Below are 19533 nucleotides of genomic sequence, written 5' to 3'. Positions count from 1 at the left end.
CAACTGTTTTGATAGCGGTCCGAACAAGCGTTGACAATAGGACATTAGTTAGCCATCAAGTGCTTGCCGAGTTAGGTTAGTACCGGGAAATACAGAAAAGTTCGCGGTGGTTTTGTGAATTGGATCCCATTTATCGGATTAGTCTGGCGCAGTGCTTCTTGTGGAGACAGAGCTTGTTTTAGCCAGCGGGCTTCCTGTGGCGAGCGGGCTTGCCACAAGGCGCCCAGTGCTTCTAGCCTGCGTCTTTGTCCTTTTGCGCACCCGGCACCAAGGTCAGCCCTGGCCGCTCCACATCGCGGGACACGTGCGACTTCACGTCTTCCACCCCGCCCTCCTCGTCGTTATGGATCACCAGTACACCGGGCTTGCGAAACTGCTCCAGGTGGCCGTCGCCCAACTTGAAACTTTCGCTCAGGTTCTTGTCAGTGAGCGCATTGGCCTCGGCGCGACGCTGGGCAAACTTGCGGCCGCGACGTTGTTGATAACGCGCCCAACTGATCAAGATCACGGCATTGAACAGGGCGATCCACAAATAGATTTGCAAGGTATTGAGCGCCGCAAAAATCGGCGCTTCAATGCGTGGGCCGCCGTGGGTTTCCAGCATTGCGGTAATACCACGCGCCAACAGCCAAATCAGCCCGGCCCAGGCCAGCAATGTCAGCAGCACATCGATGACCCACATCACTGAGTTCTGGCGAGTTCTGACCAGTTTCATGGTCACGCCTCCTCTTCACTAGGTTTAATACCGCGGTCTGGGCTGACCCAGCGCGCACGTTTCTGGTGCTGGTTGAAGAGCACCTTGGGAAAGCTGACCAAGGTGGTGAGCAAGCTGACCAGCCAGAACACCATCGGGTACCACACGGTCCAGAACAGGGTTTTCCACAGGTCTTTTTCGTAGCGCCGGTCAATCAGGATGCTCACCGCAAACTGCAGCAAGCACACCATCGCCAGCACCAGCCCGGTAAACGCTGGCGGCACCAGCGAGTCCACGGCAATCGCCTGTGGTAGCACCACGAATTTACCCACGCCCCAGAAGATCACCGACAGCAGGAAGGTGAAGGCCCAACCGGTGGACAGGCAGTATTCAAACAGCAGCGGCCACAGGTAGCGGTGGCGCCATTGCCAGACGCCACGGATGTTTTTGAACAGCACCTCGGCACCGCCCTGAGCCCAGCGCAGACGTTGTTTCCAAAGGCCACCGACGGTTTCGGGCATGAGGATCCAACACAAGGCGCGTGGCTCGTAGAAGATCGCCCAGTGATCGAGTTGCAGCTTCCAACTGACATCGATGTCCTCGGTGATCATGTCGGTGCTCCAGTAGTCGATGCGGTCCAGCGCCTTCTTGCGAAACGCCACCACCACACCCGACACCGTGAAGATCCGACCGAATACCCGCTGAGTACGCTTGATCAAACCGATGATCGAGGAGAACTCGCCCACCTGCACGCGGCCGATCAAGGTTGAGCGCGTGCGGATACGTGGGTTGCCGGTGACGGCGCCCAGGCGCGGGTTGTCGAGCATTGGCGCCACCATGTAGGCCGCCGCATTTTTATCGAGCAAGGCATCGCCGTCGATGCACACCAAGTATTCACTGCGCGCGGCCACGGCGCCCATGCGCAAGGCCACAGCCTTGCCCTGGTTCTGCGCCAGGTGCAACACCCGCAGGCGTGGGTGCTGCAATGCCAGGGCATCGAGGACCGCAGCGGTGTTGTCTTTGGAGCCATCGTTGACGGCGATTACTTCGATGTTCGGGTACAGCTGGCCCAGCGCCGCGTGAATCGTTTCGGCGGCGTTATCACCCTCGTTGTAGCAAGGGATGATGATCGAGATCAGCGGGTTGCCGGCCAGAGTCGGCGCGGGAGTGTCTTCTTTCCAGGGCCAGTGGCGCTCCCAGTGCAACCAGAAGTACAGCCCGCCAGCGATCCACAGCGCCGACATGAACAGCGGGTAAAAAAACACGAAGTCCATCAGGAACTGCCCGGTGACCAAAAAGATCAGGCCAAGGGGCACACCCAACACCAGTGCCAACACGAATAATGCCAGGAGTCTGTCGAACATGGTCAAGGGTTCCATTGGTTGGACAAGGCCGGACGGACTGTCTTCAGGTCCGGCGAGTTTTCCAGGAAGTTGTCCGGGTAGTAGCCAAAACTCTTGACTCCCTGGCGCTTGAGCACACCCATCCATTCGGCCATTTGCGCACCGCTGAGGTCTGGGGCGGCAGGCGTACGCCAGTCCTTGGCTTGCAGCTCGAAGACAGTTTTATCCAGTGCGCCGGGGCGCGCCTTGACCGTGGCGACCAATTTTTTCAGCCAAACGTTGGACGTTTTCAGTTCCTGCCCTTCCATCAGTGGCATGGCCATCGGCGCGGTCCAATCGTAGGCCTGGAGGAAGTCATCGAGGTTCTGTGCAAACCAGGTTTCGCTGGCCGGGTTGAGCATTGGCTCGGCGAAGATATTGCGCGCGGTCAATATCTGCGGGCCACCGATGGCGCGGACCTTGGCGGTCAGCTCATGGGTGAAGTCGATCAGGTAGCGGCTCTTGAAGCGTGTCCAGCGTTGCATCACCGCCGGGTCGGCGCGCAACGCAGCGATGCTGTCCGGCAAGCCGTTAGCGGCATAGGCCTTGAGCGCGGCAGGGCTGGCGTCTTCGAAGTCGGAGAGCACCGCATCGTCGTGGTACAGCACACCGTCGATGGCACTGTTGCGCGCCAGGTCTTCGTAGATCTCGCCAATGATCTTGCGTACCTGCGGGTCAAACGGCGACAAGCGCTTGTATTGATCCGGGTCGAGGCCAACCTTGCCGGTTTCCGGGTCCCAGCGGGTCACCCGTGGCAGCTTGGCGTCGAGGGCAAAACTGAGCACGGGCATCCACGCATACACACTGGCATGGGCGCGAGTGTGCAGTTGCCAGGAGACACGGTTGAACAGGTCGGCGCGCACCGGCAAGTGGCGGTTGGGGAAGTACAGCGAATGCACCAGGCCGTCACCCTTGGGGTCGGCGAACGCTTGCAGGAACACAGTGCCTGCGCCCATGTCCACCACCCGTTGCACCAGTTGGTCGAGGTTGCGCGCCTGTTGGGCCGGGTCCGGGTCGTAGACGTTGTCCAGGTCCACGTGCAACACGCGCAGCGGAGCCTGGGCTTGCACCGCCACCATACTGTTGGCGAAGTGCTCGCCGTCCGGGTCGGAAGCTACCAGGAAGCGTGGGCTGTTCATCAGGTTGCCGAGGCTGTCGAGGCCGTCTTCCAGGGTCAGGGCCATCTGATAGCCCTGCTCACCGACGATCTCCAGGGACGTGCCCTTGGCCGCGCCATATGGCCACACCCATACACGTGGTGCTTTGCCGGTCACGGTGCGGATCTTGTTGGAGATCGCCGCGACATCAGCCCGCATGCGCGCATCGAATGTCGCCTGGTCCTCATAACGCCCAGTGGCCGGGTCGAAGCGCAGGCTGGTGGCCGCCGGTTCCAGGTTGCCCTGCGGGTTGGCGAGGATCCCTTTGTGGTTGTTGTCGGTGTGCGCGGCGATTTCTACCAGGCCGGACTGGGACACCTCGCGGATCTGTTGCCAGGTGAGGAATTCCCCACGTGGGCGCGGCGAGCCGGCGAAGTCCACCGGTTGATTGAGCGGCGTATCGATCCAATACCCCACCGGCGCCAGCAAGGCCGGCCAGTGATAGGCGCGCAGAATCGGCATGACACGGGTGTAGAAGCTGGAGTAGCCGTCATCGAAGCTGAGCATGATGGCTTTGGGCGGCAGCTCGGGTCCGCCACGACGCGCGGCCAGGATCTGGTCGACGCTGACCGCTTGGTAGCCGTTCTCGCGCAGCCAGGCCAGTTGCTCGATCAAACGCTCGGTACGCACCGCCACCACCGCCTGATCAGGGTCGCGGTCTTCGACATCGTGGTAGGCGATGCCCAGGAAATGGTTTTTCGGCCACGGCGCTTCATTGGCCAGGGTCGGCCGCTCGGCGGGTGGAGTAAAGGGCGCGGGTTGCTGGGCGCAGGCAGTGGCCAGCAATACACCCAGTACCAACAAGCAACGGCTGAGGACGGTCATGGTCAGGCTCTTTTAGAAACGGTAAGTGAGGTCGACGAGCAAGCGCAGATCGCGCTCGCGATCACCGTCATAAGGTCGGCTGATCAGGCTCAGGTTCGCGCCAGCTTCAAGCACATCGTTCCAGCGAACGCGCTGGCCATAGCCGATCAAGCCAACACCACCAGTGGAATAGTCCCGTTGGCTATACGTACCCGCACCGACTTGGAACTGCTGACTCCACTGGGTCTCGTAGCGGTGATAGAGCACGTGGTTGACCGTGACGGTGGGCAACACGCTGAGGTCAGACTTGGGGTTGAAGTACACCGCGTCTGTTTTGGTGTTGCGGCTGGCGCCGACTTCCAGGCCCAAGTCCACTTGCACGCTCGGCGAGCTGTAGATGCCCTCGCGGCCGGTGAGCAACGCTTCGAGCCGGTTGTTACCGTCGCTGAAGTGCGACGGGCTCAAAGACAGCTTCCACTCGCGGCTTTCATTCGCGCGCCAGCGGATAAAACCACTGCCGCCGTTGGCCGTGACATCGGCGTTCAGTGCCCGCAACGGTGTGGTGGCCAGCAGGTAGCCGAGGCTCGCGCCGTACTGCCAGTTGTCGTTGATGTCGCGAGCAATCGACACGCTCGCGCCTTGCTTGGAGCCATAGCCATAGGAGTGATTGGAGACTTGCGCCTGCAGAGTCATGTCGCGGGTGCGACGCTCCACGCCGACACGCTGCCAGCGGTGCTGGCCGGTGCCTTCGGTGAAATCGGCAGTGGCATAACCGGCTCCAGCGAACAGGCGCCAGTCTTCGTCGATGGGCGGCGTGTAGAGCACGCTTTCGATGCCCCAATCACGGCTACCGGCGACCGCGCCGGTGTCGCCGTTATTGCCGCCGCCGTAACTTTTACCGGTGTAAGCCTCGACGCGCAGCTCCGCCATGTGGTGCACATCACGCAAGCGACGCAGGCGCTGCACCTGGCGGCTGTCCGGGTTGCGGGCCAGCACGTCATCGGTCAGCACATCCATTTGCCGCCACTCCTGCAGGTCCATGGCGGTGTAAGCCTGGTTCACTTCCAGGCCTATATCACGCGGGGCCTGGACTTCAGTTTCCTTGAGGGTGCCTTCGGCGCGGCGCGGCCAGTCACGGGCGCGGTACATATCGGCCTGGGCCAGGCGCAAGCCCACGTTACCTGGGGCTTTTGCCACCAACGCTTCCAGGCCGGCTTCGCTGCCAGGCAGGTCGCCACCGTAAGTGCCGGCCTGCGCCGACAGTTGTTGCGCGTCCATCCAGCTGTCGTTGGGGTTGCCGATGGGCAGGCCCTTGAGTTCGACGCGGGGGTTCTGGGTGTTGGCCAGGTTGCTGGCGACTTCACGTGCTTCTTTGACCTTGTCGCTTTCGAGCAGGGCGTAGAACAACGCAGTGCTGTCTTCGACGTGATCGCCCGGGTCCGCATCCGGGGCCGTCAGCGCCTGGCGATACAACGGCTCGGCTTTTTCCGGCTGACGTTGATCGAGGTAAGCGGCGGCCACCCAGCGCACGGCGTAGGTGGGCAACTGCACGCCTTCGCCTTTAAGGATTTCGTACTCGCGGACCACATCTGCCGTACGCGCCCGCGCCTTGAGGGCACCGAGGCGGTCGATGCGCCAGCGCACTACGTCTTCGCGGGCGCTGGGGTCCGGTGTCCAGCGCGTGAGCAGCGTGTCGTAATCGTTGAGGGCACGGTCGGCGATCACGTAACGTTCTTTTTCGGTGCGCGTGGCAAACTCGGCCATGCGCACGCGCTCGGCGGCGAGGTCGCCCTCCAGGCGGCGCTGGGTCACCGCGTCGAGTAGGCCCGGATGCTTGGCCGACAGGCGCAACGCCGGTTCCGGCAGGCGGGCCCGTTGCAGGGCGATGATGTATTCGCGGACCACTTCAGGTGTGTCGCCCGCGCGAATAAAGGCCTGGTCGAACTCGAACAGGGCGTCGTAGTTCAGCCCCGAGCGGGTCAGCGCATAGCCCAGGGCCATGCGGCGGTTGGGGTCGTTCGGTTGCGCCGCCACCAATGCACGTGTGCGTTGCACCGCTTCATTGGTTTGGCCGCCGTCGGCCTGGGTCAGGGCCTGGCCGAGTTGCAGGTCGACATTATTCGGCTCGCGCAGCAGCGCTTTTTGATACACCGCCAGGGCCTGCGGCCACTGCTTTTGATTGCGATAAGTACGGGCCACTGTGGCCAGTGCCTCGGGGCTCAGGTTGCGATTTTTGCCCTGGGCCTCATACACCTTCAACACTTCGGCGTCTTGCCCGGCCCAACCGGCAATCACAAGGTGATCGCTGATCTGGCCTGGCGTCTGGCGCTCGGCAGGCAGTTGGCGTAATTGAGTGAGGGCCGGCGTGAAGTTGCCGTTGCGCGCCTGAATGATCAGGGCATCGTAGGCGGGATCGGCCATGGCAAGGCCGGGTATCAACAATTGACTGCATAAGGCGGCCCCGATGAGCAGTCGCAACCGGCCTAATGCACTGATGGGTAGGGTTTGCAACATATCGTGAGCTTCCTTACACACGGAAAGCTATAACGATAGGTGGTCCTGAGCAGTTCGCATCAGGGCGCCGGCGTCTAATGACCCGACCAAGCTTTCCTGTAGGAACTATCCCTTATTGGTTTAGAGAAAAGTCCAATTCAGAACAATTGTTCAGAATTGTCCAAGCAACAGAAAAGCCAATGGGGGAGCAGACTTGCCTGAGCTAATCGGTCAGCATCGGCCTATACGCCGACGATTTGACCGCTGCCTCAAGCAACGCTGCTCCCCCACTATTTATTTCTTAACGATGTAAGAAATCTTACTGAGCGCCGCTGACCGCACCGACTTTGGCCATCACGAAACCCATGAACTGCTCAACGGTCATCTTCTGGCCGTTGAAGGTCACTTCATTGTTGGCGTAATGCAGCTTGGAGACCACGTCAGTGCCCACCAGGGTTGCCAACTGCGTGCCGACCGCCATGCCGCTGACCATCTCGGCCGCCATCTGCGATTGCTGCTCGATGGCTTTAGGGTCAGTCACGCCGCCCACCTGCGCTTGCAGTGCCGCCACGTCGCCGATCATTGGCTTGGACAGGGTCAGGTTGGCATCCAGCATCGCGATAACCTGTTTAGCCAGCTCTACCGGCGGCAGTTCCATTGAGGCTGGTTTGGTCAGGTCCATCACCAGGTTGAATTTGCTTTCGCCATGGGTGGTTTTCAGCGACAGGTTTTCCACCGCCACTTGCGGTTTGGCGGCCAGCACTTGGTTGACGTTGGCCTCGGCCAGGGTCTGCTCGGCTTCGGTCAGTTGCAGCTCAGGCACCGGCTGGCCGGCAGCGGCGGCGGCTTGCACCGGCTGCATCTTGTCCTGGTAAAGCCTGGTCAGCACCAGCATCGCCGGAATGTCGACGTTCTTCATGCTCAGGGCCATGGCGGCCGAGCCCACAGGCTTGCCCTGATAACCGATCTCGTCGATCTTGTAGTCGATGCGGCCGGCCAGGTTGTTGTCCTTGGTCTCGCTGGCGTCTTTCTGCTCAAAGCCCTTGAGGGTCAGCACAGCTTTTTGCGGACCGAAGGTAACTTTGGTGTCGGTCAGCTCAACAGTGTTTTGCCCGGTGTAGAAACCGAAGGTGGTTTTTTCCAGGTTGCTCGCCACAGTGAGGCCGGATAGTTCAGCTTCGAAGGGCACGCCATTAGCATCGATCACTGCGACCTTGAGGCTGTTCATGTAGCCATCAGCCTTGACCTTCTGGCCTTCGGCGGTGCCGTCGAAGTTCAGGTTGGCGCCGGAGAAACTTACCGAGGACTTGTCGTCCTTGATCTCCAGGGGCAGCAGTTCGACGTTACCGCTCACCGAACGGCTGTAGCCGATGTTAGCCACACCTTTAAGTGGCGATACATCTTTGCTGGCGGCGAACCATTTTTCAGTGGTCGCGTTCTTTTCCAGCTCATAGTGACTGGTGGCCATGACCGGCAGCCACTTTAGCGAAACCAGACGCGAGAACGGCAGCGGGCCGTGTTCGATGTGGTCGACAAACAGCAATTCAGGGTTCGGGTTGTCTTCACCGAACACGCTGCCTTGGCCTTTAAGTCGGTAGTGCGCGGTGCTGCTGAACAGGCCACGGTCCAAGGACACCAGCTCCAAGTTCACGCTGCCGTCGACACCCGCCATGGAGGTCTGCAGTTCCTTGTTGGCGTTCTGGATCGCGGTCTGCAGCACCGGCTCCAACTGCTTACCGGTGTACCAGGCGCCGCCTGCACTGACGACGCCGACGGCGACAACGAAACCCAAAAGAACAACTGCTGGCTTATTCATGAAGTGACCTGATCAAATCCTGTGAGAAGTGGGCTGTCTTCCTTGGCCCCAAGAGGGGTTGGCTCGAACCCGCCGAAAACGGGGGAAGATTAGCACTGGCGGCCGAGAACGGCCCAGCTTTTCAGAGAGATCAGGTCAGCCGTTGGTTCACGAGTACTCCAATTCAATCTCGTCGAGTTGGTGATCAAAACTCTTCAAACGTGCGGTCCAGGTGTACACCAACACCTCAAACTCTCGGTGTATCACCGCGTTGCTCGGGGTGTCGGCCTTGGGGTCGCAGAAATCCAGTTGGTAGCGCTCGCGGGCCATGGCGTTAGCCACGTCGGACAATTCCCGAGCGTTATTCAGCCAATGCCTACCTTCGTCTACCTGCTGGTCGAGCAGCACACATTGCTTTTTCAGGGCTTCGAGGCTTTTTTCCAGGGGCGTACCGGTGAGTTCACCCATGACTTCCTGGAAGGTGCGCCCAGGCTGCCAGTAGCTACCCCAGAAATAGCGGTCGAACACGGTTTCGACGCGGCGCAGCGCGACCTTGGTGTCCCAGATCGCCACCCGGGTCTTGCCCTGTTCGAGGAGCTTTTTCTTCACGCGCTGGCTTTGGTAAGACGCCCACGCCACCACGCCAATGGACAAGGTGCCAATCACCAGGCACGCGCTGTCGAGAAACACCAAGGCCTTGTCAATTTGATGGGCGAGCATGACGCCGTAGAAATAGGCAGCCGATAACAACACCAGTGCGAAACACACGCACCAGAAAGCGGGAGCATAAGGGTTTTTCATTATTGGAATCCCCATGAGCAAACGCGAGCAGTGTCAGGCGGGCCTCACTGTGGCCCGCCTGTCAAAGCATAGCTATTCGCTCAGGGTTTGCCGGGCTGTGACGCGTGCGTTCGTCCGCTTTCCCAGCCGCCGCCCAAGGCCAGGAACAGATCGATCTGGCTCATGGCAACCTGGGTGTTCGCTGCCGCCAGTTGCGCGCGCACATCGGTGTAGGTGCGAGTGGCTTGCAGGTCGGCCAGGAACGAGGCGCGCCCGGCCTGGAAGAAGCGGTGCGTCTGCTCCGAAGCTTTTTTGGCGGACTGCCCGGCATCGGCCAGTGCATCGCGGCGTTGCAACTGCGCGGTGTATTGCGCAAGGCCGGTCTGGGTTTCGCGAATGGCGTTGAGCACCACGCCGTCGAAGTGGGCCAGGGCGCCCTGGGCCGCGGCTTCAGCTTCGTGGATACGCGCACGGGCACCGTTGGTCGGTACCGACCAACTGATCAACGGGCCAAAGCCCCAGCGGTTGGTCGCAGGCGTACCCAGGTCGTCGAGAAGACCGACCGTGCCCACGGTGGCGCCGATACTGATATCCGGGTACAACGCGCCAGTGGCCACGCCGATACGCGCGGTGGCGGCAGCCAATTGGCGTTCAGCCTGGCGCACGTCGGGGCGACGCTTGAGCAGGGTCGCGCCGTCACCCACGGGTAACAACTGGGCGATGTGCGGCAGCTCGGCGCAGGTGCCGGTACCGGTCGGCAGTTGGTCTACCGGCTTGGCCAGCAGCATCGACAATCGGAACAGGCCCGCCTGACGCGCCGCTTCGTAGCGCGGCATGTCGGCGCGCAACGATTTGTATTGGGTTTGCGAACGCGTGACCTGGGTCTCGTCACCGCGTCCGGCGTCCCGCAGGCGCTGGGTCAATTGGGTGCTCTGGGCTTGCAAGTCAAGGGATTCGTTGGCAATCGCCAGTTCTTCGTTGGCCGCACACACTTGGGTATACGAACGCACCACATCCGCCACCAGCGTAATGCGCGCGGTGTCAGCGGCGGCCTGGGCGGCGTCGGTGGTGGCCTGGGCGCTTTCGATGCCGCGCTGCAAGGTGCCGAACAAGTCGAACTGATAGGAGGTGCTGATGCTGGCGCTGCCGATGTTGCCGACCGGGACTTTTTCCGTCAGCAAAAACGCTTCACCCGATTCCTGCAAACGTTGGGCCTCAGCCTTGGCGCCGGCGCTCCAGCCGCCTGCGGATTGCGCCTCCTGGGTCTGGAAACGCGCGCGTTGCAGGTTGGCGGCGGCTACACGCAGGTCGGTGTTGGAGGCCATGGCCTGGCGTACCAGCTCATCCAGGCGCGGGTCTTTGTAGAGTTTCCACCAATCGGCTGGCATCGGCGCCGAGACCACGTTGCTGCCCTCGCCTGCGATCTGCCCTTGCAGATCGCCACGGTTGATCGCGGCCTTATCCGGCAGCTTGTAATCAGGCCCCACCACTTGGCAGGCCGACAGCAGCAAACTCAAGCTGGCCGTGGCCAGCAACGCCGCCGGTTTCATGGTTTTTCTCCCTGCTGCGCTTTTTCTTTGGCGGCGCTCTTGTCGTCGATGATCGACACCGTAGCCGTACGCCCGGCGATCATGCGGAAGTCCGCCGGCACGTCATCAAAGGCAATGCGCACCGGAATCCGCTGGGCCAGGCGTACCCAACTGAATGCCGGGTTGACGTTGGGCAACAGGTTGGAGCCGCTGCTGCGGTCGCGGTCTTCAATACCGGCGACGATGCTCTGCACATGGCCGCGCAGGCGCGCCTTGTCGCCGATCACCCGAATATCGACGGCCATGCCGATGTGAATGCCATCAAGCTTGGTCTCCTCGAAGTAGCCGTCGATGTGGAAGGAATTACTGTCCACCACCGACAACACCGGGCGCCCGGCGGTGACGAACTCCTGAGCACGCGGCGCGCGGTCGTTGACGTAGCCGTCCACGGGGCTACGGATCACCGAGCGGTCGAGGTTGAGCTGCGCGGCGTCCACGCTCACCTGCGCTTCGGCCAAGGCCGATTGAGCGCGGGCCACGCGCGACTGGCTTTCTTCCAGTTGTTCGCTCGGCACCAGGTTACCCAGGCCACGGTTTCGCTTGTTCTCGCGCTGCGCCTGGGCCAGGGTTTCCTGGCGGTCAGCCACGGTGGCCTGGGCTTGGCGCAGGGCCAGCTTGAAGCGGTCTTGGTCCACGGCGAACAGCACCTGGCCCTTGGTCACTAACTGGTTATCGCGCACGTCGACTTGCTGGATCAGCCCGGATACGTCCGGGGCGATCTGCACAATGTCGGCACGGATATGCCCGTCACGCGTCCAGGGTGCAAACATGTAGTACATGACCATGCGCCACACAACGACGACAGCAAAGGTCACTATCAATAACGTCAGGACTACACGGCCGATGGTCAAAAAAGGTTTTTTCATGTCATCAGGTATCGACTGAGTGAGTCCACCGCGCCCAGCAACAGCGCGTAGAGCCCCACATTGAACAATGCCCGGTGCCAGACCAGGCGATAGAAGTGAATGCGCGTCAACAGCCCGTGCACCACCAGAAACAGCACATACGTAATGCCCATCAGCACCAGCAGCGTGGGCAGGAACACCCCGCTGATATCCAGATCACCGATCATAAAGGTGCTCCATCAGGCAGCGGCGCTTCCATTTCGGTGCCGCCAATAAATTCCACGCCGGGCAGCAACGACAGGCGCAAGCCGGCCAGTGCGTGCAGCAGATGCAGGCGGGTGTCGTCTTCGTCTTGCAGACCTTGGCCGTTGAGGGCGCGGCGCGTGCGGTCGAGGGTCATCAGCAGACCGCTCGGCGCGGGCAAGCGTTCACCCGCGTTGAGGCAGGCTTTGAAGTAGCCGCCGACACCTTCCACCACCTGGTTGAGCAGCACCCGTGGCACGCCGTAGATGCGCGGCGAGTAAGCCAACAGGTCAAGCAGGTTCAGCGCCACGCGCAAATCGCGCAGGGCGGTGCCGGTGTCCTGGCCGATAAGGCCCAGGCGCGGCAAATGCTGCATCAAACGGTCGAGCATTTGCGCGGCCATGTGCCGGTGTTCGGCCAGGGTCGCAGGCTCGGTCATGCTGACGATGTCGCGCCAGCTGAACCGGGTCAGGCGTTTGGCCGCCAGTTCGGCGCCGAAAGGCCGTGCAATCAACGTCCACACAAATGCAAACAGCAAGCCGACCGGCCCGGCCAGGTTGACGTTGGCGAAGTTCAGGAAGTCCGCATCGTAGGCGCCCTGGATGCTGATGAATGACGAGGTGTTGACCAACGTCAGCAGCATGCCGAGGTAGAAACGCGGCTGCACGGTGAGCGTGCCGATGCAGATAAACGGCACGGCAAACGCCAGCACCAGCATCGGAAAATCGTGCAGGTTCGGCAGCACCAGAAACAGATAGAGACTGGCGAACAGCACCGACATGGCGGTCCAGAAAAAGAACCGGTAGATCTGCGGCGCCGGGTCGTCCATCGAGGCGAAGAAGCTGCAGGCCACGGCCGCCAGAATCACCGCGCTGCCACCGTCGGTCCAGCCCAACAGAATCCACAGCACCGACGCGACGATGATCGCCGTGACCGTGGAAAACGCCGAATAGAACATCAGGCCACGGTCGAGGAACGGCGTCAGCCGGCCCAGACGCCAGTGGCGGTACACGGCGCGCCAGGTGTCCTGGCTTTCGCATTGGATGGCGGCTTGCAGGCTGCGACAGTCTTGCCACAGGTCGACCCATTCGCCGAGGCGATAGAGGGCGTTGGAGAACAGCAAGGTGTGGCGGTCGTCCAGTGCTTCACCGCAGGGCTGGGCGGCGTCGATCTTGTCGCGCAGCACACGCCAACGTTCGAGGGGCGCCTCTTCGGTGGCGCTTTGCAGCCAAACATTGGCCTCTTGCAGCAACGGCGTGAGCTGATCAAGAAATTCCGGGGCACGGTGCTCGATTGCGTAGACCGCGTCGTCAAGCGCATCGATCACCGGCAACAGGTGAATCATCCGCCCGCGCAGCTCCTTGGTGTTGCGCACCGTCTGCGGACGTGCGCCTTCGTGGGGCAACTGGCCGATCATCAATTCCAGGGTGTTGAAAGTCGCGACCATGCCGCCGCGCAAGGTGCTGACTTCTTCAGGCACCACGTTGCGCGTCAAAAAGCGCTGGCTGTAGACCTGGGCATCGGCGAACCACTTAACCACCGAGCCGTCAAACACCGGCATCAGCCGACGCGGCCAGAACATCGCGCCCACCACGGCCGCCACGGCGATGCCGAGGAAAATTTCTTCGGTACGCGCCTCGGCCACATCCCACACTGCCAGCGGGTTGTCCACCACCGGCAGCGCGATCAACGGCAAGGTGTAGCCGGCGAGCATCAGCGCGTAGTTGTTGGCGGTACGCAGGTGCATGGACAGGAACAGCAAAATGCCCGTCCACAACGCGATCACCACCACCAGCACGTACGGCGCCTGCACAAACATCGGCACAAAAATCACCGCCGCCGCCGCGCCCATAAAGGTGCCGATGGCGCGGTACAAGGCCTTGGAGCTGGTAGGGCCGACAAACGGGCTGGAGACGATGTACACCGTGGCCATCGCCCAGTAAGGACGCGGCATTTGCATGAGCATGGCGATGTACAGCGCGATCATCGACGCTGCGAACGTACGCACCCCATAGAACCAGTCGCGGGCGGGCGGGAAGCCGGCAAAAAATCCCTTCAAGGCGTCGCAACCCCTGCCGCTTCAAACGCCCGCAGCACGCGCAGGGCGGCTTCAAGATCGCTGTCAGCAATATCCGCCAGCACTTCGCGGCGCAGGCGCACCAGTTGCACTTCCACCGCCTGCACCAACTCGCGGCCGCGCTCGGTGAGGCTCAAGGCCTTGGCGCGACGGTCGTGGATGTCTTCGGTACGGCACACGTAACCGTCATGGCACAGACGATCAAGCAGGCGCACCAACGACGGGCTTTCCATCCCGGACGCCTGGGCGACTTTCACCTGATGCACACCGTCGCCCAGGCGGCCGATCATCAACAGTGGCACGGCGCAGGCTTCGGAAATACCGTAACTCACCAGCGTGGTCTGGCAGATTTTGCGCCAATGACGAGCGCCCACCACCATGCTGCTGCTGAGGTTCATGTGGAGTTGTTCGAGGGTTTGAGGCACTGGAGCGCTCGCATACAGTTAGTTTGCTAACTATCAATATGGTCGATGGATCTAGAGCAGTCAAGTTTTGAAACAAATTTGTGATGGGTGGCGCGGGGTTGGCGTAAGGGTTTCCAACAGTTCAGTGCCGATACGCACGCGGCTACGGGCCGTTCGTGGAGCAGGTGTGAGGGTGCGAAGGTGTTGAGAAGATCTCCCGCGCACAGCCAACGCGAGACATCGCGTAACCTCAGAAAAAGTTCACCTACGCGAATAAAGCCCAGTTTTTTCAAGTTCTGGCCTTTTTACTGAGTTTTTTGCACCCCTCTTCCAGTTCGCAACAATACATTCAACTCATCCACCACCTCCGCCCAATCCGCATCGTCCAGCATCCCATCGCGCAAAAAAGCGCGCTGACTGGGGGTCCAGAAAAACGCATCCGCCAATTTCAAATCTGGCTTGAGCGGCGAATGAACCGCCACAAACTTCTCAATACTCACCGGGTCATCCGGCAGCCCCAGCTGTTTGAACAGTGACGGCAAGCTGTGCACAGGCGATTCCATGGCAGGCTCCAGATGAAGAAGTGTTTACTGAGTCTAGTGGCAAGCTTCGGGTTGCGGCGGCGCTACGTTGCACAGCACGAACAACCGAGCCCTGGCACCGCCGCCATCCTGACGACTCAGCTCGCGCCAACCTTCAGGCAACGGGGCGAACTCATCCGGCGCTTCGTTGCTGCTGATCAGCCACACACGTCGGGTTTCGGCAGGCAGCGCCGTCAGGCGGTCGAGGTAAATACGCCCACCGTCCTGGTCCACCAGCGTACCGAAGCCGTAGGCATTTGGCCGGGTCGACGTTCCGTCGGGCTTGGGCGGCGTGTAAAGCTGCAACTGGGCATCGGTCTCGTCGTAATACACGTAGGGGAGGTACCACAACATGTCACTGAGGACGATGCGGTCATCTTCCTGGTAATTGCGGTTGACGAACTCCACCGGCACGTTGAATTGATCATGCTCATCGACGGTGAAGTTGTTTTTCAGCCCCGCCAGTTCCATACCCACGAACACCACTAGCAGTGCCGCGCCTAGCAGTGACAGGCGCGCGGGCAGACGGTCAATAGCCAAGGCCACAAGGATTGGCAAGCCCAGTGCATACACGGTGAGGTAGCGCTCGATAAACACTGGCGAAATGAAAGACACCCCGTACACAAGCAGCAGCGGCAGTAAAAAAAACAACGCCAAAAGGCTAGCCAGCCTGTAGCGTTCGCGGTCTCGCCAGGCAGTCACCCCAACAACCGCGACCAGCATTGACGGAAACAGCCAGAACAACGGCGGCCAGAGGCCAACACCTTCGTCCTGGAGCAAAAACTGCCAGATCATTGACGGCAGTGAGAACAGGTTGACCGGGGCCTCCCAGCCAATATCACCGCCTACCTTGAGCGCATCAACGTGATGCATCAGGTCCAGCAGATTTGGCAGCCACGGCAGGTACAACAACACGATCGCGCAGTTGGCCACCCACCACGCCGGGCGCTTGATCAAACGCGGGCATGACAGGCGAGAGGCGCCCAACAACCCCAGGTAGGCCCAATGCACCAACACACACAGCGCAGTGAAGTAATGGGTGTAGAAACCGGCAGTCATCAGCAGCACATAAGCCACCAAATAGCGCGTGCGCTCGGGTTGCCGCACCCAATACACCAACGCCAGCGTAGCGCCCAGAAGCCACACGCCCAGCAACGAATACATGCGCGCTTCCTGGCTGTAGCGCACCGCTGTCGGGAACAGCGCCAATAGGACGCCGGCCAGCACCGCCACACGACGGGTCGACAGTTGCCGCGTCAGCCAGATGCCCAGGCCCACGGCAACTACGCCGGGGATCGCACTCATGCCGCGAAGGGATAAAATCCCATCGCCAAACAGCCCAATCCAGCCGCGCAACAAGAAAAAATACAACGGCGGGTGAACATCATGGGCGGCGTGAAACCACAAATCGCCCGCAGCGTATTCGCTGAGCAGCAGGCTTGAGGCTTCATCCCCCCAGATAGCGGACGCCGTCAGGCCGTAAAAACGTAACCCCGCAGCCAGCGCCAGGAGCGGCACCCACCACAGCAGGCCAATCCAAGCAGCACCTGCCCCAGACTGCGAGAGGTGATTGAACGCGGGTAATGAACCCACTTTATCGTCTTGCTCTGCCACAGAACGTCGCACCTCGATTCCCCTACCATTGCCTTTTTGGGCCGGCAAATAAGCCCTATGCGTGAATGACCGCCACTCTAGGACAAAAGCCCATTATTCGCTGCTGGTATCCGACAAATCAGCGATTTGTGTAGGCATTTACCGAAGCATTTGTCAGATCACGCTATGATTGCCTCCCTCCAAGGACTAAGGATCAAGGACACGTCATGCGCATCGGTTTTTTCTCACCTCTGGCCCTGGCACTGCTCACCGGCCTTTCCTTCCAGGCCCAAGCCAGTGGCGATGACTCGTGCTACCCCGACTGGCGAGTATCCCGCGACAGCCTCGAAGGGTGCAGCAACTTGCCCTTTCTGAGCCCAGGCAATGACAGCCGGGTCAACCTGCGCCTGTTACTGGCCGACAAACAGGTGGCGCCCCTGACGCCGAATGCGCTAAGTGAAACCGATCTGGAAGAAGGCTTTGGCCCGGTGCCGTTCCCGGTGTATCGCCTCACGCCGATGACCGATGGCAACGTCGAAAAAACTGACGCGACGCCCACGCCCAGCCAACTTGATGAATTGCTGGCCGCGCAAGGTATCGCGCGTGAAAACGACAAAGCCGCGGGGGATGCCTTCCTAAGCGGCGAAGGCAGCCGCTGCCGCAGCAATGACGACAGCAGCGCAACGGCGTTTGTCAGCCAAGTAGTCAAAGCCGATCTACCTGAAGCGGAACGCCGCTTGCTGATCACTGGCCGCTTGCAACTGCTCGGAGCTTGTACCTGGGAAGGCGCAAGCCTGGGTGACCCGGAGCAAATCCAGTCGGCCCCTGGCCGCGAGCTGCGCACTTACCTTCAAGCCGCTGGCGACTTTTACAGCGGCCGGTTTGGCGACGCGCAACGCGGCTTTGTCGCGGCCGCCAGCGGCAGCCTGCCGTGGGTCAAGGAGACGGCGCTGTACATGATCGCCCGTACCGAGCTGAACCAGGCCCAGGAAAACGCCTTCGACGAATACGGCATGCCACAACTGGAGCGTGTGGATAAGTCCGTGCTGTCCAATAGCGGGGCCGCCTTCAACCTGTACCTGAGAACATACCCACAGGGCGAATACGCCGCCTCTGCCCAAGGCTTGTTGCGCCGGGTGCATTGGCTGGCGGGCGATACCGACAAGCTGGCAAACGAGCTGGCCGCGCAATTGAGTGCTGAGCCGCGCAATGTGTCGTTGGATGACCTGGTGCAGGAAACCGACAACAAACTGCTGAGCGCTACCCAAACACCTACGGCCAACCCACTGATGCTGGCGCTCAATGACTTGATGTGGATGCGCGCCGGCAACCCGCCCAAGCTGACCCGCGAGGCCTTGAGCGAACAAAAGGTGGTGTTCGCCCAGGAACCGGCGCTGTACGACTACGTTCAAGCCGCGTTTGCCCTGTATGTCGAGCACCAACCCGACAACGCCTTGAAACGGCTGCCTCAGGACGTGCCTGCGAGCCTGAACTACTTCGCCTTCAGCCAGCAGACCCTGCGCGGCCTCGCCCTGGAAGCCAAGCAAGACTGGAAGAGCGCCGAAGCGTTGTGGCTAAAGCTGTTGCCACTGGCCAAGCAACCCTTGCAGCGCGATCAGTTGGAGCTGGCCCTGGCGATGAATTACGAGCGCAGCGGCCAACTGGCCAAAGTGTTCGCGGCCGACTCGCCGATCAGCGCCAAACAGGTGCGCTATATCTTGCTGCGCAATATCGCAGGCCAGGAACTGCTGCGTCAGCAGATCACCCAGGCCAGTGACCCGGCCGAACGTGAAACCGCGCAGTTTGTGCTGCTCTACAAAGACCTGCTGCGCAGCCAATATGCGACCTTCGCCGACGACCTCAAGCAACTGCCGGCGCCGGTGCCGCAGGGCAAACTCGGCACCAGCCTGGGTTATGTCTATGGCGATGGCCACTCGTTGCAGTTGTTCCAGTGGAACGGCGCTAAGGCTGAAGCTGGCTACGCCTGCCCGAGCATTGCGCAAGTCGCCAGTACCTTGCAAGCCGATCCAAACAGCCCCAAGGGCCTGAACTGCCTGGGTGAGTTCATCCTGAGCAACCATCTGGATGGCATGCCGCTGGACCAGGCGCGCGCCGCCGGCAGCCTGGGCAGCAGCGCCTCGCTGTTCAAAGGCGAAGTCTTTTCGCGACTCGACGGTTACCGCCAAGTTATCGCTAATCCCAAGGCACCACATAACGACAAGGCCTATGCGCTGTTTCGCGCAATCAACTGCTATGCGCGGTCCGGCTATAACAACTGCGGCGGTGAAGATGTCGACAAGTCCGTGCGCAAAGGCTGGTTCCGCCAGCTGAAAACCGGGTTTGCCGACACCGAATGGGCCGAGTCGTTGAAGTACTACTGGTGAGGCACCTGTGGCTCGGCTTGCTGTTGCTGGCAAGCCCCGCCTTTGCTGCGGTTGATGCCCGTGATTACGACGCCTTCTGGCTATGGAGTGGCGTCGCGCCGCAGCCGGTGCTCAAGCAGGCGAAAACTCTGTACATCCTGCAGGGCCAGATCAATTCCACCCGCCGTGCGCCACAGCGCGGCGTGCAGTTCATCGCCCAGGGCATCAGCGTGCCACGCATTACCCAAGGCGACGTCTGGGTGGTGTACCGCGCTCACACCCTGCACTGGCCAGAACAGGTCTACACCCAGTTGTTCGGCCAGGTGCAACGCTGGCGCGACGCGGGCAACCCGGTGGCGGGCATCCAGATCGACTTCGACGCCCGCACCCAATACCTTCACGAGTACGCTGGCTTCCTGCGCGACCTGCGCCGACGCCTGCCCACTGACCTGCGCCTGAGCATCACCGGCCTGATGGACTGGAGCAGCAATGCCGACCCCACCGCCATCGCCCAGCTCAAAGGCGTGGTGGATGAAGTAGTGGTGCAGACGTACCAAGGGCGCCACAGCATCCCGGATTACGCGGCGTATTTGCCGCGGATGAGCCGGCTCGGGCTGCCGTTCAAGGTCGGGTTGATTCAGGGTGGCGTATGGGACGAACCGGCGTATTTGAAGGGGAGTGAGTGGTTTCGGGGGTATGTGGTGTTTTTGCAGAACCCGTAATCACGCAATAT

General features: G+C 61.1%; 15 protein-coding genes. 2 read left to right on the top strand and 13 right to left on the bottom strand.

What is annotated here, in order from left to right:
* Positions 1 to 232 precede the first annotated feature (232 nt).
* The 13 genes from pgaD to FW764_RS24970 form a co-directional block, all read right to left on the bottom strand.
* Positions 233 to 715, bottom strand: a complete 483-nt coding sequence (pgaD, locus tag FW764_RS25030) for a poly-beta-1,6-N-acetyl-D-glucosamine biosynthesis protein PgaD (protein WP_446436228.1) — start codon at positions 713 to 715, stop codon at positions 233 to 235.
* Positions 716 to 717: 2 nt separating this feature from the next.
* A complete protein-coding gene (pgaC, locus tag FW764_RS25025; protein WP_446436227.1) occupies positions 718 to 2058 on the bottom strand; it encodes a poly-beta-1,6-N-acetyl-D-glucosamine synthase in 1341 nt (446 codons plus the stop codon).
* Between the two features lie 2 nt (positions 2059 to 2060).
* Positions 2061 to 4058: a poly-beta-1,6-N-acetyl-D-glucosamine N-deacetylase PgaB gene (gene pgaB / locus FW764_RS25020; RefSeq protein WP_446436226.1), complete on the bottom strand. Its 1998-nt coding sequence runs from the start codon at positions 4056 to 4058 to the stop codon at positions 2061 to 2063.
* Between the two features lie 12 nt (positions 4059 to 4070).
* Complete coding sequence (gene pgaA, locus FW764_RS25015; protein WP_446436225.1) at positions 4071 to 6551, bottom strand: poly-beta-1,6 N-acetyl-D-glucosamine export porin PgaA; 2481 nt, start codon at positions 6549 to 6551, stop codon at positions 4071 to 4073.
* A 298-nt stretch (positions 6552 to 6849) separates the two neighbouring features.
* Entirely contained in the window at positions 6850 to 8346 is a 1497-nt protein-coding gene (locus FW764_RS25010; RefSeq protein WP_446436224.1) for a YdgA family protein, read from the bottom strand.
* Between the two features lie 147 nt (positions 8347 to 8493).
* Complete coding sequence (locus tag FW764_RS25005; protein WP_446436223.1) at positions 8494 to 9126, bottom strand: NADH:ubiquinone oxidoreductase subunit N; 633 nt, start codon at positions 9124 to 9126, stop codon at positions 8494 to 8496.
* Positions 9127 to 9206: 80 nt separating this feature from the next.
* Positions 9207 to 10655, bottom strand: a complete 1449-nt coding sequence (locus tag FW764_RS25000) for an efflux transporter outer membrane subunit (RefSeq protein WP_446436222.1) — start codon at positions 10653 to 10655, stop codon at positions 9207 to 9209.
* Positions 10652 to 11560: an efflux RND transporter periplasmic adaptor subunit gene (locus tag FW764_RS24995; RefSeq protein ID WP_446436221.1), complete on the bottom strand. Its 909-nt coding sequence runs from the start codon at positions 11558 to 11560 to the stop codon at positions 10652 to 10654. Before FW764_RS24995 ends, FW764_RS25000 begins: the two co-directional genes overlap by 4 nt.
* Entirely contained in the window at positions 11557 to 11766 is a 210-nt protein-coding gene (locus FW764_RS24990; protein ID WP_016969155.1) for a DUF1656 domain-containing protein, read from the bottom strand. Before FW764_RS24990 ends, FW764_RS24995 begins: the two co-directional genes overlap by 4 nt.
* Positions 11763 to 13841: an FUSC family protein gene (locus tag FW764_RS24985; RefSeq protein ID WP_446436220.1), complete on the bottom strand. Its 2079-nt coding sequence runs from the start codon at positions 13839 to 13841 to the stop codon at positions 11763 to 11765. The genes FW764_RS24990 and FW764_RS24985 overlap by 4 nt, the downstream gene beginning before the upstream one ends.
* Positions 13838 to 14257 carry a MarR family winged helix-turn-helix transcriptional regulator gene (locus FW764_RS24980; protein ID WP_446436219.1) on the bottom strand — a complete coding sequence of 140 codons (420 nt, stop codon included), beginning with the start codon at positions 14255 to 14257 and terminating at the stop codon, positions 13838 to 13840. The genes FW764_RS24985 and FW764_RS24980 overlap by 4 nt, the downstream gene beginning before the upstream one ends.
* 311 nt (positions 14258 to 14568) lie before the next feature.
* Complete coding sequence (locus tag FW764_RS24975; protein ID WP_446436218.1) at positions 14569 to 14826, bottom strand: DUF2789 domain-containing protein; 258 nt, start codon at positions 14824 to 14826, stop codon at positions 14569 to 14571.
* 33 nt (positions 14827 to 14859) lie between these two features.
* Entirely contained in the window at positions 14860 to 16470 is a 1611-nt protein-coding gene (locus FW764_RS24970) for a glycosyltransferase family 39 protein (RefSeq protein WP_446436217.1), read from the bottom strand.
* A 194-nt stretch (positions 16471 to 16664) separates the two neighbouring features.
* Between FW764_RS24970 and FW764_RS24965 the strand changes: the two genes are divergently transcribed.
* Positions 16665 to 18821: an outer membrane assembly lipoprotein YfiO gene (locus FW764_RS24965; protein ID WP_446436216.1), complete on the top strand. Its 2157-nt coding sequence runs from the start codon at positions 16665 to 16667 to the stop codon at positions 18819 to 18821.
* On the top strand, positions 18818 to 19522 hold the full coding sequence (locus tag FW764_RS24960; protein ID WP_446436269.1) for a DUF3142 domain-containing protein: 705 nt from the start codon (positions 18818 to 18820) through the stop codon (positions 19520 to 19522). The genes FW764_RS24965 and FW764_RS24960 overlap by 4 nt, the downstream gene beginning before the upstream one ends.
* The last annotated feature ends 11 nt before the right edge of the window (positions 19523 to 19533 follow it).

The organism is Pseudomonas sp. 1152_12 (genome assembly GCF_052850675.1).
This window is presented reverse-complemented; position numbering and strand designations above follow the sequence as displayed.

Coding starts and splice junctions, on each gene's coding strand:
- pgaD (WP_446436228.1), bottom strand. CDS start 715: ATGAAACTGGTCAGAACTCGCCAGAACTCAGTGATGTGGGTCATCGAT.
- pgaC (WP_446436227.1), bottom strand. CDS start 2,058: ATGTTCGACAGACTCCTGGCATTATTCGTGTTGGCACTGGTGTTGGGT.
- pgaB (WP_446436226.1), bottom strand. CDS start 4,058: ATGACCGTCCTCAGCCGTTGCTTGTTGGTACTGGGTGTATTGCTGGCC.
- pgaA (WP_446436225.1), bottom strand. CDS start 6,551: ATGTTGCAAACCCTACCCATCAGTGCATTAGGCCGGTTGCGACTGCTC.
- FW764_RS25010 (WP_446436224.1), bottom strand. CDS start 8,346: ATGAATAAGCCAGCAGTTGTTCTTTTGGGTTTCGTTGTCGCCGTCGGC.
- FW764_RS25005 (WP_446436223.1), bottom strand. CDS start 9,126: ATGAAAAACCCTTATGCTCCCGCTTTCTGGTGCGTGTGTTTCGCACTG.
- FW764_RS25000 (WP_446436222.1), bottom strand. CDS start 10,655: ATGAAACCGGCGGCGTTGCTGGCCACGGCCAGCTTGAGTTTGCTGCTG.
- FW764_RS24995 (WP_446436221.1), bottom strand. CDS start 11,560: ATGAAAAAACCTTTTTTGACCATCGGCCGTGTAGTCCTGACGTTATTG.
- FW764_RS24990 (WP_016969155.1), bottom strand. CDS start 11,766: ATGATCGGTGATCTGGATATCAGCGGGGTGTTCCTGCCCACGCTGCTG.
- FW764_RS24980 (WP_446436219.1), bottom strand. CDS start 14,257: ATGAACCTCAGCAGCAGCATGGTGGTGGGCGCTCGTCATTGGCGCAAA.
- FW764_RS24975 (WP_446436218.1), bottom strand. CDS start 14,826: ATGGAATCGCCTGTGCACAGCTTGCCGTCACTGTTCAAACAGCTGGGG.
- FW764_RS24965 (WP_446436216.1), top strand. CDS start 16,665: ATGCGCATCGGTTTTTTCTCACCTCTGGCCCTGGCACTGCTCACCGGC.